Source organism: Bradyrhizobium sp. SHOUNA76, from assembly GCF_023006445.1.
Taxonomy (GTDB): Bacteria; Pseudomonadota; Alphaproteobacteria; order Rhizobiales; family Xanthobacteraceae; genus Bradyrhizobium.
The window spans coordinates 1-15,362 of the sequence record NZ_JALBHA010000104.1 but is presented as its reverse complement, the minus strand read 5'-3'; the positions used below and the strand labels follow the sequence as shown (position 1 = coordinate 15,362).

Sequence of the window (15,362 nt, the reverse complement as noted above, 5' to 3'; positions counted from 1 at the left end):
CAGGCGCCGGCACGGGCATATTGCGGTTGCAGCCGCTCGGCCGTGACGTGATCGACGAGGTTGCCGGGGACGATGATCGCGTCGAAGCGCGCGCGTTTATCGATCGCGCCATCGACTGCGACCACCCGGCCGCCGCCGGCGCGCACGGGCTTGCCGTCGAGCGACAGCGTCTGGAAGGCGAAGCGGGATTTTGCGCCGCTCTGCTGCATGACGTGGTTGGCGAGCGACAGGATGTCGGCGATCCCCGCGATCGCCGAATGCATGCAACCTTCCAGTGCCAGAATTGCGAGCTTCATGAGACCCCCGGGTTGATGCCGCGATCCTATCCGAACGGCGCGCGGGCGCGTGGCGGAAATTGCCTGATCTCTGTCTTATCCGCCACTGCCTTGCGGAGAGGGGCCGGTCCAATCTGCCGCCGTCGTTACCCGACACAATTGGAGAGAGACATGCCTTACATCACCATTTCCACCGTCCGCGGCATTCTGGATGCTGCGCAGAAGAAGACCCTGCTCGAACGCGTCACCGACCTGATGGTCGAGGTCGAAGGGCAGAACAACCCGGACTTCCGCCGCAACGTCTGGGTCAGGATCGAGGAGCAGGAGCCTTCCCACTGGTCGCTCGGCGGCATGCAGCCGACCAGCGAGATCATCGCCGGGATGTTCGGCACGATCGGGCCCGATGGCGTGAGAGTGGCACGGTAGCAACTCGTGGGGCAGGGCGTCTTGGGCAGGGCGGATCAGTCGCAGGCATGGTCCGCCAGCGCCTTTGCTCAACCGACCACATCGCCATCCTGCATGGCACATTTTCCATTGCGTTGCACAATCGCAGCGCCGGTCTCTTCGCACAGCATTGAGGTTCAAGAGACGAACACCATATGCTCTGCAAGGGAGCCCTGCCGTGCAGACCATGAAGGCGGCCCTCGTTGCGGCGATTGGCGTCGTGGCTTTGATCTGCTGCCTCCTTCCCAGCTCAGCGGAGGAGAACGGCCGTCTTGCACTGATTGTTTCGATCGACGGGGCCATTGGCCCTGCGTCGGCCAGCTACGTGAAGGAGGCCTTGGCCAAGGCGAGCGAACGGCGCGCCGAGGTCGTGCTTCTGAGAATGAACACGCCCGGCGGTCTCAATTCCAGCATGCGCGAGATCATTGCGGACGTGCTGGCCTCGCCCATCCCCGTCGTCGGTTACGTCGCGCCCTCCGGCGCCCACGCGGCGAGCGCGGGGACCTATATCCTTTATGCGACCCACATCGCGGCGATGGCGCCAGGCACCAATATCGGTGCCGCGACGCCGGTGCAGATTGGCGGGCCGCTGCCGGGCCTGCCGAGCGGTACACCCGACAAGGACGGCAAGGACAAGAAGGATGAGCCGAAGGACGCGATGACGGCGAAGGTGACGAACGATGCCGTCGCTTTCATCCGCAGCCTCGCCGAGCTGCGCAACCGCAATGCGGACTGGGCGGAGAAGGCGGTTCGTGAAGCCGCCACGCTCTCTGCCAACGGCGCGCTCGAGGCCCATGCCATCGATCTCGTCGCGCGCGACCAGGCTGAATTGCTGAGGCAGCTCGATGGTCGCGAGGTGGAAGTTGCAGGCGGCAAGACGCAACGCCTCGCGACGAAGGATGCGGTCGTCGAAGCCGTCGACCCCGGACGAATATCCCGCTTCCTGGCGGTGATCACCGATCCGAACGTGGCGTTCATCCTCCTGATGGTCGGCATCTACGGCCTGATCTTCGAGTTCATATCTCCCGGTGCCGTCGCGCCGGGAGTCGTCGGCGCGATCTGCCTGCTGATCGGCCTCTATGCCCTCAATTTGCTGCCGATCAACTATGCCGGACTTGCCCTGATGCTGGTCGGCATAGTGCTTCTCACCGTCGAAGCCTTCAATCCGACGGTGGTGATCGGTCTCGGAGGGATCATCGCTTTCGTGCTGGGAGCGTTGATGCTGTTCAGGGGCGAGGCGCCCGGCTACCACCTGTCGTGGTGGGTGATCGGCACCACGGCAGCTGTGTTCGTCGGCTTTGCTCTCGTCGTGCTTGGTTCGCTGCGGCGTGCCGCCAAGGCTCCTGAACGGGTCGGCGCGCAGGCCATGCGAGGCTTGCCCGCCGAGGTTCTCGACTGGCGTGGGAGCGAAGGTCATGTTTTCGCCCATGGCGAGCGCTGGCAGGCGCGCGGCGCCGAAACGTTCAAGCCCGGAGAGACGGTCGAAGTCGCGAACGTTGTCGACCTCACTCTGCTGATACGGCGCGCACCAGCCCGCACAGGCGAGGGAGGTCCATCATGATGCTGGAATATCTGACTTATGCGGCGCTCGCGTTGCTTGTCATCATGTTCCTGTCCCAGGCTATTCGAATCCTGCGTGAATACGAGCGTGGCGTCGTCTTCACGCTCGGTCGCTTTACCGGCGTGAAGGGCCCGGGCCTCATCATCCTCGTTCCGGTCGTGCAGCAACTCGTCAAGGTCGATCTACGGGTGATGGTGCAGGTCGTCCCGCCCCAGGACGTGATTTCGCGGGACAACGTCTCCGTCAAGGTCAACGCCGTCCTGTACTTCCGCATCGTCGATCCTGAACGGGCCATCATCAAGGTCGGCGATTACATGGCTGCCACCAGTCAGCTCGCGCAGACCACCTTACGCTCGGTGCTCGGCAAGCACGAGCTCGACGAGATGCTTGCCGAACGCGACAGGTTGAACGCCGACATCCAGGAGATCCTCGACAAGCAGACCGACGTCTGGGGCATCAAGGTCACCGGGATCGAGATCAAGGACATCGATCTCAACGAAACCATGGTGCGGGCGATCGCCAAGCAGGCCGAAGCGGAGCGGTTGCGGCGTGCCAAGGTGATCAATGCGATGGGCGAGCAGCAGGCTGCCGAAAAGCTGGTCGAGGCCGGCCGGATTCTCGCGCAAGAGCCGCAGGCGATGCAGCTCCGTTACTTCGCGGCCCTGCACGATATCGCGGGCGAGCGGTCTTCGACCGTCGTCTTTCCCCTGCCGACGGGCCTGCTGGACCATTTCCTGCCGCGGCGGGACAACCCGCAGCCATAAGCGGCAGGCTGACCCATCTTCGGCCTCAATAGACGTATCGAATGGCGATCCCTACTTAAACGGGAGGACAATTCGATGACGACGTCTACCGCCAGTGCAGCCGGTCGCCGCCAAAGCTGGATTTCAATTCTCTCCATTCCCTTGTTCGCCCTCACACTTTGGACGTGCGGGGGCGCAGTCCAGGCCGCGGAGCCGGGCAAGGACGCGGCGGACGCTCCGGCAGATTCTTCAGCGAATCATATTGCGTGCCGTTGACCGGCTTGAGCTGCAGATGCCGGTCGGACAGGCCCTGCAGCCGGTGGGGCGCATCGAGCTTAGCCCATTCGGAACGCAGCGAAGCGATCGCGTCGCGCTGCTCGCGGATCTCCGCATGCAGCCGCAGCACCTTCTCGGTGCGCGCCGTGGAATCCATCTTGATCCGGTAGACATAAGCCGCCGCGAAGATCAGCGCACCGATGACGAGGAGGTGGATGATGCGCATGCGCTAGCCGCCCCTCATCACGTCGGAGAGTTTTGGCCAGGACGATGGCTCGCCATCGTCATGCGCCGGCGCGGAGGTGCGCTCGGCTGCGCGCAGTTTTGCGGAACGCGCGCGCGGATTAAGAGCAACTTCGTCCTCACCGGCGATGACAGGCCGCCGCGTCAGCAACTGGAAGCTCGGCGGAACCTGCGCCACCTCCGGCAGGTGCCGCGAGCCGCCGCCGGTCTTGGAACGCTCCGAGAGGAAATTCTTGACGATGCGGTCTTCCAGCGAATGGAACGAGACCACGACGAGACGGCCACCCGGCTTGAGCACGCGCTCGGCCGCGGCCAGCGCGGTCTGGAGTTCCTCGAGCTCTTCGTTGACGAAGATGCGCAGCGCCTGAAACGTCCGCGTCGCCGGATGAATATCTCCGGGCTTCGAGCGGACGATCCTGCCGATGAGATCAGCGAGCGAGCGCGTGGTCGTGAACGGTGTCTCTTGCCGGTCGGCGACGACGGCGCGGGCGATGCGGCGCGACTGTCGCTCCTCACCCAGCTGATAGATGATGTCCGCAAGATCGCCTTCCGAGGCGCGGGCCACCACGTCGGCCGCAGTCGGCCCGACCTGCCCCATCCGCATGTCGAGCGGACCGTCGAGGCGGAAGGAGAAGCCGCGACCGGCCTGATCGAGCTGCATCGAGGACACGCCGACATCCATCACGACGCCGTCGATCGTCTCGATGCCCTGCGCCGCGCAGACCTCGGCGAGGTTGGAGAAGCGGTCCTCGACCAGCGTCAGCCGGCCGTCAGAGCGTTCGACGAGTTCGGCGCCGCCCGTGATCGCAGTATGGTCGCGGTCAATGGCAATGAGCCGGGTTCCCGGCACGTCCAGGATCGCACGGCTATAGCCGCCGGCGCCGAAAGTGGCGTCGACATAGATGCCGCCCTCGCGCGGGGCGAGATGGGCGATGGCCTCGCGGCCAAGAACGGGAATGTGCGGAGTCGAGCTCATGCGCCAGGCCGGCCGGAGGTCCAGCCTGACGTCCAAGCGAGATCGGGGACGAACAAGCCCATAACGCCTCGAATCACTCCGCGTCGCGGCGGTTCCACGACAAAGCCTCAGTCCAGCATGGTTACCGAACCCGGTCGTCCCGGGCTGCAAACCCAGTGTTGCCAGTGGAATTTGTCGGGCAGCCATGGGATTTCGAGCCAAAATACGCTTTGGCCGCCTCCGGGCACGGGTCGGCTCTTCATCCCTCAGTAACGGCCCTTAGCGTTAAGAAAGCGTTGATCGGCTCATTACAAGACGAAAAGGTGCAGCGGCGGTGATGCTTCATCCACACACTGCGCCAAAATGCATCCGTTAACCGCGCCGCGCGATTGCGCGCGGTGGAGGGTAAAGGAATAGTAAAGAAAAGGGCTTGGTCCATTCTCGTTCGACTTGGTTTGTCTATGCCACCGTCCGGTTCGTCCACACCGTCTGGATCTGATTCGAAGCGTCAACGCGTTCTCCCGGTTCCAAAGGCCGCGGCGAACATGCGAACGTTTGAACCTGACTCCTCGATCGTCTCCGACATCATACCCTCGCCGAACCATGGCGAGCGCAACAAGGGCCGGCAGCCCGACATGATCGTGCTGCACTACACGGGTATGCCTGATGTCGAGGGCGCGCTGGCCCGGCTGTGCACGGCGGGCACCGAAGTCTCGGCGCATTACGTCGTGCTCGAGGACGGCCGCATCGTGCAATGCGTGCCCGAGACAAGGCGCGCCTGGCACGCCGGCGTCTCGTCCTGGGCCGGCGAGGACGACGTCAATTCCTGCTCGATCGGCATCGAGATCGTCAATCGCGGCCATGACTGGGGCTATCCCGAGTTTCCGCTGCGCCAGGTCGCCGCCGTGATCGCACTGTGCCGCGGCATCATGCTTCGCCGCAAGGTGCCGACCCACCGGGTGCTCGGCCATTCCGATGTCGCGCCCGCGCGCAAGAAGGACCCCGGCGAAAAATTCCCGTGGCATTCGCTGGCCAATTCCGGCGTCGGTCATTGGGTCACGCCCGTCCCAGTCGTCCGCGGCGAGACTCTGATGCTCGGCACCATCAGCGACGAAGTGCTGGGTCTGCAGCAGGCGCTCGCCAGATACGGCTACGGTGTGCCGCTGACCGGCAAATACGACGCCGCGACCATGGAAGTCGTCACCGCCTTCCAGCGCCATTTCCGCCCGGCGCGGCTCGACGGGGTCGCGGACCATTCGACGCTGTCGACCTTGCAGGCGCTGCTGGCGAGCTTGCCGCAAGATGCGACAAGTGTCGCGTCGAAGTGACGGTGTAGCCGCGTACTCGTCATTGCGAGGAGCTCTTGCGACGAAGCAATCCCGAACCGTCTCCGCGGTGACAGCCTGGATTGCTTCGCTACGCTCGCAATGACGCAGTGTGTGGCTGCTACTCCATCTCCCTCACTCTCCGCGCATACAATCTCCGCAGCGGCTCGAGCTGCGTCGCCTCCGTCGCTGCCTGATAAGCCTCGCGCGCCTCTTCCTTGCGGCCGAGACGCCGCAACAGATCCGCGCGCACTGCAGGCAGCAGCTCATAGCCGCGAAGCCCGCCGCGCGCGCTGATCGCATCGACGAGATCGAGCGCGCGTGCCGGCCCATCGACCATCGACACGGCGGCGGCGTGGTTGAGCTCGATCACCGGTGAGGGACCGATGCGCAGCAACACCTCGTAGAGCCCGGCGATCTGCCGCCAGTCGGTCTGCTCGAAGCTCGGCGCACGCGCATGCAGCGCGGCAATCGCGGCCTGTACGGCATAAGGCTGCGGCCGGCCGGGGACGCGCAGCGCATCGTCGACCAAACGCAGGCCCTCTTCGATCTGCGCGCGATCCCACAGGATGCGGTCCTGCTCCTCCAGCAGCACGATATCGCCGGCCGTCGTCTCGCGCCCGGCGCGGCGCGCATCGTGCAGCAGCATCAAAGCCAGCAGGCCCTTGATACCGGCGCGATCCGGTATCAGCCGGTCGAGCAAGCGGCCGAGCCGGATGGCTTCAGCCGCAAGATCGGGCCGCATCAGATCCGCGCCGGCGGTCGCGACATAGCCCTCGGTGAAGACGAGGTGGATCACGGCGAGCACGCCCTCGAGCCGCGGCGCCAGCGCACCGCGCTCGGGCACCTCATAGGGGATACCGGCGAGCCTGATCTTCTGCTTGGCGCGGACCAGCCGCTGCGCCATTGCCTCCTCACTGAGGAGAAAGGCGCGCGCGACCTGCGTGGTCGACAGCCCGCAGACCGTGCGCAGCGTCAGCGCGACCTGGACCTCGGCTGCGAACGCCGGATGGCAGCAGGTGAAGATCAGCCGCAGCATGTCGTCGTCGAGCACTGCCGGCAGTTCTTCGGGCGCCTGCGCGTTCAGCTCGAGCTCGTGCACCAGCGCCTGCTGCTTGCCGCGGAAGGCCGCCTGGCGGCGAACCCTGTCGATCGCCTTGTGCTTGGCGACATTGACCAGCCAGGCGCGCGGATTGTCGGGCAGATCGCACGCCGGCCAACGTTCGAGCGCAACCGCAAAGGCGTCCTGCAGCGCGTCCTCGGCGAGATCGAAATCGCCGACGAGGCGGATCAGCGTGGCCCGCGCCCGCCCCGCCTCGTCGCGGAAGATCTTATCGATCTCGGAAGGGGTCATGCGACGCGCAGCTCAGCCGTCACTTGTCGTAAACCCAGATCGGCCGCACCTCGATCGAACCGACGCGCGCGCTCGGAATTCGCGCTGCGATCTCGATCGCAGCGTTGAGATCCTTGGCCTCGATCAGATAGTAGCCACCGAGCTGCTCGCGCGTTTCCGCGAACGGACCGTCGGTCGTCAGCGTCTTGCCATCGCGCACGCGCACCGTGGTCGCAGTCGTGGTCGGGCGGAGCCGATCGCCGGCCTTGAAATTGCCGTTCCGGATGATGGATTGCGTAAAGGCCTCATACTCCGCCGACATCTTCTGGGTGGTGCCCGTGTCAATCTTCGCGTACTCGACCTCATTCTGGTAGATCATCAGCAGATATTGCATCGCTTCACTCCTGTTGTTCGGCTCTGTCGCCGACACCCAGTCGAACGGGGCACGCTCCAAACGACATCTTCAGGATAATTTATTTCCGATACCGCGTGCGCGGCGATCTCGGCTTGACGGAACCGTCACAAATGCTCCATGCGTAAGCCGTCAGTCGGCCGGACGGCCGCTCCGGCAAGCGCCGAAAGGCCGCCGGGGAGGAAAGTCCGGGCTCCCTTGACATGCGGTGCCGGATAACGTCCGGCGGGGGTGACCCCAGGGAAAGTGCCACAGAGAACGAACCGCTCCCTCTTCGGAGGAAGTAAGGGTGAAAAGGTGCGGTAAGAGCGCACCGCGGGTCCGGCAACGGAGCCGGCATGGCAAACCCCACCGGGAGCAAAACCGAATAGGGACGGCGTAGCGGGCTGTTCGCGCAAGCGATAACGCCGCGGGGCGATGTCAGGCCCGCCGTCCGGGTAGGTTGCTCGAGGCCGTGTGCAAACACGGTCCCAGAGGAATGGCCGTCACGTATCGTTCGCGCAAGCGGACGGTGCCTTACAGAACCCGGCTTACAGGCCGGCTGATATCTTGCAACGAGGGGTTCGGCGTGAATGCGCCGGGCCCCTCACCATTTGGGCCGACGCGCAGCCATTCAGATGGTGTCATTCCGGGGCGTGCGCGGCACGAGCCCGGAATCCATTCATCCACCGGCCCTGCCGCCTGATGGATTCCGGGTTCTCGCTGCGCGAGCCCCCGGAATGACGGCGAGAGTTACGCGACGATCTTCTCCAACACCGCCATCAGCGCCTCCGGCGCCGTCACGTTCGGTGCATGACTGGCGTCGAGGTCGAAATAGCGCCAGCCGTCCTCGCTCTTCGTGCGCTTGGCAAACTGTCCGAACACATCGCCCGGTGGAATGCGCGTGCAATAGATGTAGCTGCGCGGCATCGATGGCTCGCCATGTGCGAGCCTCAATCTCGTCTCGAAGCATTTGATCGGCATGTCCACCCGGCGGGCATTCAGCCAGTCGAGATCAGCTTGCGGCGTATCCGGCGGCGGCGGGTTCGGCGGAACACGATAGCCGTCGCCGGAGCTTGCGGCCTTGCGCATCGGCTCGCGTCCATCCCCGTGGAGATCGAACAGCGACTGGCCGTCACGCGGCACGAAGGCGTCGAGATAGATCAATTGCGTCACGCGCTCGCGGGCGCGATCGGCGACACCGGTGGCGACCATGCCGCCATAGCTGTGGCCGAGCAGCACGATGTCGTTGAGATCTTCGAATCTGATGACGTTGAGGATGTCCTGGATATGCGTCTCGAGGTCGATCGAGGGACTGGCAAGATGCGCGCGCTCCCCAAGGCCGGTGCAGGTCGGCGCCACCAGGCGGTGACCGGCCTCAGCCATCAGCGGATGCATCTTCTTCCAGGCCCACCCGGCGGACCAGGCGCCATGACAGAGCAGGAAGGTCTTCGCACGCGTGGCCATCGGCGTTTCCATCGTTCTTGTTGATACGATGGAGTGTAGCGGCAGGCCGCGCGATGTAAACGCTGCGGCCGCTTATGCCGCGCGCGTATCCGCCTTCACCAGCACCGGCGCAAGCTCATCCGCCTCGCGCCGCAGTTTGCTCGCCTCGAATCCGTGCATGCCGAGCTGCCATTGCAGCCCGACGATGGCGCCCTTGGTCGGCTGCAACAATGCGAGCGAAGCGAACAGCGTCACCGGCAGCCACACCGCGAGTTGCAACCACTCCGGCGGCGCGTAGGCGGTCTCGACCGCAAGGATCGCCGGCACCACGAGATGGCCGACCACGACCATCACAAGATAGGCCGGAAAGTCGTCTGCGCGCTGGTGAAACAACTCCTCGCCGCAATGGTCGCAAGCGTCAGCCACCTTGAGGAAGTGGCCGAACATGCGCCCTTCCCCGCAATTTGGACATTTGCCGCTGAAGCCCCGCCACATCGCCTTTGCCAGAGAGACCGTCATGACCACACCTCTTCCTTTCCAACGATCCATACAATATTATCTTGCATCCATACATTCAAAGGATATGGGCCTAAATTGCATGGATTGGACTCCTACAATCTCGGAGCTCTCAGGGCCGCGCTACCAGCGCATCGTCGAGGCCATGGAGGCCGACATCGCCGCCGGCCGGCTGGTGCGCGGCCAGCAATTGCCGACCCAGCGCGCTCTCGCAAAAGCGCTCGGCATCGACCTCACCACGGTGACGCGCGCCTACACCGAGGCGCGGCGCCGCGGCATCATGGAAGCTCGCGTCGGACAGGGCTCGTTCGTGTCGGAGACCAGCGCGCGCCGCGCGGCCGACCTGCCGCATCCCGTCGCGATCGATCTTTCGATGAACGTGCCGCCTCATCCGCTCGAGGCGCAGCTCGACGAACGCATCATCGCCGGGATGGAAGCGATCCGGGGGCAATCGGGCCTGACGGCGTATCTCAACTATCAGCCGCCCGGCGGCAGCGCACATGAACGCGAGGTCGCCGCGCGCTGGATGCGTGCTCGGGTGCCACACGCGCAGGCGGACAAGCTCGTGATCTTTCCGGGCGCGCAGACGATCCTGTTCAACCTGCTCGCCTATCTCGCACGCCCCGGCGACATCGTGCTGACGGAAGCGCTGACATTTCCCGGCATCAAGGCCGCCGCGTCGCGGCTCGGCGTCAAGCTCGTCGGCGTCGCCATGGATGAGGGCGGCATCCTTCCCGATGCGCTGGCAAAGGCTTGCCGCGTGCACCGGCCAAGGGCCGTCTATCTCATTCCGACGCTGCACAATCCGACCACCGCGACGCTTTCCCCCGAGCGGCGCAGCGCCATCGCAAGGATCATCAGCGATACCGACACGATCCTGATCGAGGACGACGCCTACGGCCTGCTCGACCGCTCGGCATCGCCGATCGCGGGCCTCATTCCGGAGCGGACTTATTTGGCGACCACGCTGTCGAAATGCATCGCGCCGGCGCTGCGCGTTGCCTATCTGGTGACGCCCGACAGCGACGCACAGCGGGAGATGCGGACATATTTGCAGGCGACCGTGCAGATGCCGGCGCCGCTGATGGTCGCGCTGGTGACGCATTGGATCGAAAGCGGCATTGCCGATCGCATCATCACCGCCATCCGGAGCGAGGCGGTCGGACGTCAGCAGCTCGCGCAGCGCGCGCTGAAGGGCTTCAAGTTCCAGGCCAAGCCCGCCGCGCATCATCTGTGGCTGCGGCTGCCTGAGGACCGGCCCGATCTCGCCGCACATCTCCTGCGGAATGGACTTGCGGTCGTCGCCGGCGATGCCTTCACAGTCGATGGGACACCGCCGCACGCGGCACGCGTCTCGCTGGGGGCGGCACGCAACAGATCGGAATTGACGGAAGCGCTGCGCATCCTGGTCGGCGCGCTGCAGAAGCCCGCCGACACCAGGCAGATCGTCTAGATCATCGACGATGACGGCGATGGCTGGAGCGCACGGCCGGTGCCGCAGGCGACGGATAGACCTGCGATGCATACGCATCGTCAGGCATTCCCTGCAGCCCGCGCGCCGCGCGTCCTGCAGGCGTGAGCTGGCCGCCATTCAGCACATCGCGGTCGGGATGGGCGGCCTGGTAAGCCGCGGGCTCGGAAAGCTGCGCCTGGGCCATTGTCGGCGTCAGCGCCGCCGCCAGCAGCGCGGCTGCAACGGCAATCTTGGCGCGGGTCATTTCATTCTCCATCATCGCATTCGGGACCGATCGATCCGAGCGGATGATCATTTCGGGCGGCCCCAAGATTGAGGTACGACCGTCATGTAGGCGCATCTGCCGTGAAAGCCCGAGGCCGCAGATCACGCTTGCGTGCAGCGTGGATTGACCTGCATGGCAGCAAGCGTGTTATGCGAGCGATGGCGATCAACACTTCGGGATCGCCCGGCGAAGAGGACGATCTGTTGGAAATGCTCACCTACGTCCTGCTGCTGTTCGGCGCGCTGGCCGGAGGCTTCGTCTCGGGGCTGGCGGGATTCGGCACGGCGCTGATGGCGCTCGGCATCTGGCTCTACGTGCTGCCGCCCTCGCTCGCCGTGCCGCTGGTGCTGATCTGCTCCGTGATCGCGCAGACCTCGACGCTGCCCTCGATGTGGAAGAGTTTTGATCTCTCGCTGGTCTGGCCGTTCCTGATCGGCGGGTTGATCGGCGTGCCGCTAGGGACCACGCTGGTCGCCTCGGCCGATCCAAAAGTTTTCAAGCTGAGCGTCGGTGTCCTGCTCCTGATCTTTTCGAGCGCGCTGTACCTGAACAAGAAGCCGCTCGCCATCACGTTCGGCGGCCGCATCGCCGACGGCGCGATCGGCTTTGCCGGCGGCATATTGGGCGGCCTCGCCGGCCTGTCGGGTCCGCTGCCGATCCTGTGGGCCAACATCCGCGGCTGGAACAAGCACGAGCGGCGCGGCATCTTCCAGCTCTTCAATTTCACGGTGCTTGCCACCGCGCTGGTGCTGCAGACCGCCTCGGGCCTCGTTGAGTTCAAGGTGGTCTGGCTGGCGCTGATCGCGTTTCCGGGCACCTTGATCGGCGCATGGGCCGGTGCGCGCGTCTATCACGCGCTGAGCGACAAGCATTTCGGCGATGTCGTGCTCGGCCTCTTGTTTCTGTCAGGCCTCGGCCTGGTCTGGAACAGTTTTGGCGTGCACTAGCCTTGCGCCCCTTCTCGCCAGCGCCATGCCGCCGGCGACACCGACGCCGAGCACGTAGACCCAGCCCGGCGTGAAGTCGAACAAATGGGTGTTGAGCAGCGAGGTCAGCATGTTCTGCACCACGACCAGCAGGCCGATCCAAGCGGCCAGCGCCTCGTCGCGAAACAGCGAGAGGTGCGCAAACCAGAGCGCGTAGAGGATCAGGACGCCGACGACGCCCCACTGCACGGCGACGCTAAAGGTCTGATTGTGCGGGTTGCTGACGATCTCCCCGCGCAGTGGATCGATCTTCGCATCGGCAGCCGCGCTTGCGAACAGGCCGCGGATCGAGCCGGTGCCATGGCCGACCAACGGCGCATCGGCGATGAAGCCCAGGGACTTTCGCCAATACTCCAAGCGTGAGCCCATACCACTGACCTGACCATCCTGCACGCTCAGCTCATAGTCTCCGCCGAACTTGGCCACCGTCGTGCGCAGATTCGGCGAGACGTTCCAGAGCAGCAGGGCCAATAACACCATGGCGCCTACGACGAGCAGCGCCGTACGTCGGCGCAGATGCAGGAGCGCGAACACCATCACCAGGATCGGCAGCGTCACCAGCGCCGTGCGCGAAACCACGACAAAGATCATGTTGGCGAGGAATCCGATCGCGAGTGCCACCAACAGCACCGCGATGGTCATGCGGCGTTGTCGCAGCAGCGCCACGATCGGATAGACCAACGCCAGCGCACAGAGCGCGAATTCCTGACTCTGGTCGATATAGTTGCGCACCGCGATCCCGCTTTCGACCTTGTAGGGTCCACGCGACAGATAGAGCTTCAGCGAGAGTGCCGGGTCGATGGCGACGGCGAAGGAATAGAGCATCAAGGCCGTGCAGGACGCCAGGAACGCGTAAAACACCCAATGGCCGTAGGGCCAGCGCTCGAACTGGTAGATCAGGAGCGGAATGACCAGCAGCTTCGTTGCCGGCCCTATCGCATGGATTCGTTCCGGCCACGGCGCATCCGACCAGAGCGTGCCGACGGCGGCGAGCGCGACCAGCGCGATCGGCAGCAGGCAGATCGGACGAAGCAGCGAACGCGGAAATTCGCGGAGATCGACGAACGCGAACGCGATCAGCCAGGGTATGAGCGCAAAGATCAGCCCGGTCGTGGTCCACGGCAGCAGCAGCGCGATCAGCGCGACGAAGCGGGCCGGCGTGCGATAGCGCGCCGCCCAGATTGCGGCGAGCCAAGACACCCGCTGCTGCTCGTTCGTCACTCCGGTCATTGACTCTTCTGCAGCCGATCATCCACACCGCCCGGCAAGTTAGCCGGACCAGCCAGGATGGAACAAGCTGCCGTTACGCAGGCTCGCGGGCGACAGGCACCATCGGCTCTGGGCTCTCCTGCTCAGGAGCCTTCTTCTTTGCCGCCAAAGCCAGACGCTTGCCGAACTCGCGGCGCAGCAGCCAAAGGCTTAAGCCCGCCTGGAACGTGGTCGCCGCGACCGACAGATACCAAACGTATTCCATGCGAAAGCCCGGCCGGGTCGAGAGCCAGATCGCCGGCAGCGAATAGGTGAACACGCGCGTCGCCGAGCTCAGGAGCACCGGCTTGGTGTTGCCGAGGCCCTGAAACATGCTCGAGCAGGTGAAGATCAGGCCCTGCGCCACCATGTTGAGCGAGATGATGCGCAAGAACAGGAAGGCGATCTCCATCGTCTCCCGGTCGTTGGAGAAACCGGCGAGCAAGAATTCGGGCTTGAGCTGCGCCACGCACATGAACCCGATCATCACGACGGTGGCGATCAACGCCGCCTGGACGAAGGTTTCGCGCACGCGCGCGCCGTTTCCGGCACCGACATTCTGGCCGGCGATCGGGCCGGCCGCCAGCGCAACCGCAAGCGCCGGCATCTGGATCAGGGCGAGGACGCGCTGTCCGATGCCGAAACCCGCCTGCGCTGCCGCGCCGAAATCGCTTAGCACGTAGTAGACCACCGCCATGAAGATGAACATCATCGCGAACTCGCCGCCGGCCGGCAGGCCGACATTGAGGATGCGCTTCAAATGGCGCGGCTGCGGGCGCCACTGCGCCGGATTGAAGGCGACATAGCGCTCGACCTTGCGGAAGTACGCCAGCAGCATCAGCACGCCGATGGCGACGGCGATCGAGCTTGCCAGCCCCGCCCCGGCAACGCCGAGTGCGTAGCCGGTGCCCCACCCCGAGATCAGCACCGGCGCCAGCGCGATGTTGATAGTCACGGCAAGCACCTGCACCAGCATGGAGGGACGTACGATACCGGTGGCGCGCAGCGCAGATCCCATCACCTGGGTCACGAACTGCAAGGCGAGCGCCGGCATGAACCACAGCAGATAAGTGGTCCCAGCCTCGATCGTGGCTTGATCCGCGGCAATCGAGCGCATGTAATGGCGCGACAGCGCGGCACCTGCGACCAGAGTCAGCACTCCGAACAGCGCCGACAGCACGATCGCCTGGTTGAAGATCAGGTTGGCGTCCGATCGGTCCTTGCGTCCCACGGCATGCGCGATCAGCGCCACCGTGCCGACGCCGAGCACCTGCATCAGCCCGTTGACGAGAAAGCCGGCATTGCCCGCCGCGGCGACGCCCGCGACGGCGGCATCGCCCAATCCCGAAACGAAGTACAAATCGACCAGCTGGCAGATCATGATCGAGATCATGCCGACCATGATCGGCGGCGTCATGGCCAGGATGTGTCTAACGATGGAGCCGTTCGTCAGGTCTTTCATGTCATTCCATCCTTGGCCACGATGCATCGGGACATCTGCCCCGCTGCCGCGCGCCTCATTCCGCTGCTGCGATATGTCCGAGCTCCACCACCTGGCGCTCGAACAGGCCGCGATAGATGCCCCCTGGCTTGCCCGCGAGCACAGCATGCGTGCCCTGCTCGACGATCTCGCCGCGGTCGAACACCAGGATCCGATCGAGGCTGCGCACCGTCGATAGCCGGTGCGCGATCACGATCGAGGTACGGCCCTTCATCAGCCGCTCCATCGCTTGCTGGATCAGCGCCTCCGATTCCGAATCGAGGCTCGAGGTCGCCTCGTCCAGGATCAGCACCGGCGCGTCCGCGAGGAACGCGCGCGCCAGCGCCACGCGCTGCCGCTCGCCGACCGTTGGGGCCTGATGACCGCGAAGAATTCACCCT

15 protein-coding genes, 1 other RNA gene and 2 pseudogenes are annotated in these 15,362 nt (G+C 64.8%); 7 read left to right on the top strand and 11 right to left on the bottom strand.

Translation table 11 applies throughout. The features are described 5' to 3' along the window. Positions 1-296, bottom strand: a pseudogene (locus MOV74_RS14535) (transcriptional regulator); the annotation flags it as partial. Positions 297-446: 150 nt separating this feature from the next. On the opposite strand from MOV74_RS14535, the gene MOV74_RS14530 reads away from it, so the two are divergent. The 3 genes from MOV74_RS14530 to MOV74_RS14520 all read left to right on the top strand — a co-directional run bounded on the left by MOV74_RS14530 (position 447) and on the right by MOV74_RS14520 (position 3,044). Continuing rightward, positions 447-701 carry a tautomerase family protein gene (locus MOV74_RS14530; RefSeq protein ID WP_246923050.1) on the top strand — a complete coding sequence of 85 codons (255 nt, stop codon included), beginning with the start codon at positions 447-449 and terminating at the stop codon, positions 699-701. A 196-nt stretch (positions 702-897) separates the two neighbouring features. After that, the gene (locus MOV74_RS14525; RefSeq protein WP_246923046.1) at positions 898-2,280 is read left to right on the top strand and encodes a nodulation protein NfeD; all 1,383 of its coding nucleotides are present in this window, start codon (positions 898-900) and stop codon (positions 2,278-2,280) included. Beyond that, positions 2,277-3,044, top strand: a complete 768-nt coding sequence (locus tag MOV74_RS14520) for a slipin family protein (RefSeq protein WP_212250791.1) — start codon at positions 2,277-2,279, stop codon at positions 3,042-3,044. Before MOV74_RS14525 ends, MOV74_RS14520 begins: the two co-directional genes overlap by 4 nt. A 151-nt stretch (positions 3,045-3,195) precedes the next feature. Here MOV74_RS14520 and MOV74_RS14515 read toward each other — a convergent pair whose 3' ends face one another. Then, positions 3,196-3,525, bottom strand: a complete 330-nt coding sequence (locus MOV74_RS14515; protein ID WP_246923043.1) for a hypothetical protein — start codon at positions 3,523-3,525, stop codon at positions 3,196-3,198. A gap of 3 nt (positions 3,526-3,528) precedes the next feature. Then, positions 3,529-4,518 carry a 16S rRNA (cytosine(1402)-N(4))-methyltransferase RsmH gene (gene rsmH, locus MOV74_RS14510; protein ID WP_246923039.1) on the bottom strand — a complete coding sequence of 330 codons (990 nt, stop codon included), beginning with the start codon at positions 4,516-4,518 and terminating at the stop codon, positions 3,529-3,531. A 524-nt stretch (positions 4,519-5,042) separates the two neighbouring features. On the opposite strand from rsmH, the gene MOV74_RS14505 reads away from it, so the two are divergent. Further along, positions 5,043-5,825, top strand: a complete 783-nt coding sequence (locus MOV74_RS14505; protein WP_246923036.1) for an N-acetylmuramoyl-L-alanine amidase — start codon at positions 5,043-5,045, stop codon at positions 5,823-5,825. Positions 5,826-5,943: 118 nt separating this feature from the next. On the opposite strand, the gene MOV74_RS14500 is transcribed toward MOV74_RS14505, so the two are convergent. Next, positions 5,944-7,176 (bottom strand): RNA polymerase sigma factor, encoded by a 1,233-nt coding sequence (locus MOV74_RS14500; protein WP_246923031.1) that lies wholly within the window; start codon positions 7,174-7,176, stop codon positions 5,944-5,946. 19 nt (positions 7,177-7,195) lie between these two features. Then, on the bottom strand, positions 7,196-7,549 hold the full coding sequence (locus MOV74_RS14495) for a YciI family protein (protein ID WP_246923026.1): 354 nt from the start codon (positions 7,547-7,549) through the stop codon (positions 7,196-7,198). Between the two features lie 150 nt (positions 7,550-7,699). On the opposite strand from MOV74_RS14495, the gene rnpB reads away from it, so the two are divergent. Continuing rightward, positions 7,700-8,116, top strand: an RNA gene (gene rnpB / locus MOV74_RS14490) — RNase P RNA component class A. Between the two features lie 183 nt (positions 8,117-8,299). On the opposite strand, the gene MOV74_RS14485 is transcribed toward rnpB, so the two are convergent. Both MOV74_RS14485 and MOV74_RS14480 read right to left on the bottom strand, forming a co-directional pair. Then, entirely contained in the window at positions 8,300-9,013 is a 714-nt protein-coding gene (locus MOV74_RS14485; RefSeq protein WP_246923022.1) for an alpha/beta fold hydrolase, read from the bottom strand. 72 nt (positions 9,014-9,085) lie between these two features. Next, positions 9,086-9,541, bottom strand: a complete 456-nt coding sequence (locus MOV74_RS14480) for a DUF983 domain-containing protein (protein WP_246923017.1) — start codon at positions 9,539-9,541, stop codon at positions 9,086-9,088. Between the two features lie 49 nt (positions 9,542-9,590). Here MOV74_RS14480 and MOV74_RS14475 point away from each other — a divergent pair, with 49 nt between their 5' ends. Further along, the gene (locus tag MOV74_RS14475; RefSeq protein ID WP_246923015.1) at positions 9,591-10,961 is read left to right on the top strand and encodes a PLP-dependent aminotransferase family protein; all 1,371 of its coding nucleotides are present in this window, start codon (positions 9,591-9,593) and stop codon (positions 10,959-10,961) included. Between the two features lies 1 nt (position 10,962). Here MOV74_RS14475 and MOV74_RS14470 read toward each other — a convergent pair whose 3' ends face one another. Continuing rightward, positions 10,963-11,226: a hypothetical protein gene (locus tag MOV74_RS14470; protein ID WP_246923059.1), complete on the bottom strand. Its 264-nt coding sequence runs from the start codon at positions 11,224-11,226 to the stop codon at positions 10,963-10,965. Between the two features lie 224 nt (positions 11,227-11,450). Between MOV74_RS14470 and MOV74_RS14465 the strand changes: the two genes are divergently transcribed. Then, positions 11,451-12,194 (top strand): sulfite exporter TauE/SafE family protein, encoded by a 744-nt coding sequence (locus MOV74_RS14465; protein WP_246923055.1) that lies wholly within the window; start codon positions 11,451-11,453, stop codon positions 12,192-12,194. Here the strand turns inward: MOV74_RS14465 and MOV74_RS14460 are convergent. The 3 genes and pseudogenes from MOV74_RS14460 to MOV74_RS14450 all read right to left on the bottom strand — a co-directional run. Further along, positions 12,153-13,463, bottom strand: a complete 1,311-nt coding sequence (locus MOV74_RS14460; protein ID WP_246923010.1) for an O-antigen ligase — start codon at positions 13,461-13,463, stop codon at positions 12,153-12,155. The genes MOV74_RS14465 and MOV74_RS14460 overlap by 42 nt on opposite strands. A 73-nt stretch (positions 13,464-13,536) precedes the next feature. Continuing rightward, positions 13,537-14,943 carry an MATE family efflux transporter gene (locus MOV74_RS14455; RefSeq protein WP_246923006.1) on the bottom strand — a complete coding sequence of 469 codons (1,407 nt, stop codon included), beginning with the start codon at positions 14,941-14,943 and terminating at the stop codon, positions 13,537-13,539. 55 nt (positions 14,944-14,998) lie between these two features. Further along, a pseudogene (locus tag MOV74_RS14450) lies at positions 14,999-15,325 on the bottom strand (ATP-binding cassette domain-containing protein); the annotation flags it as partial. Positions 15,326-15,362: the final 37 nt, after the last annotated feature.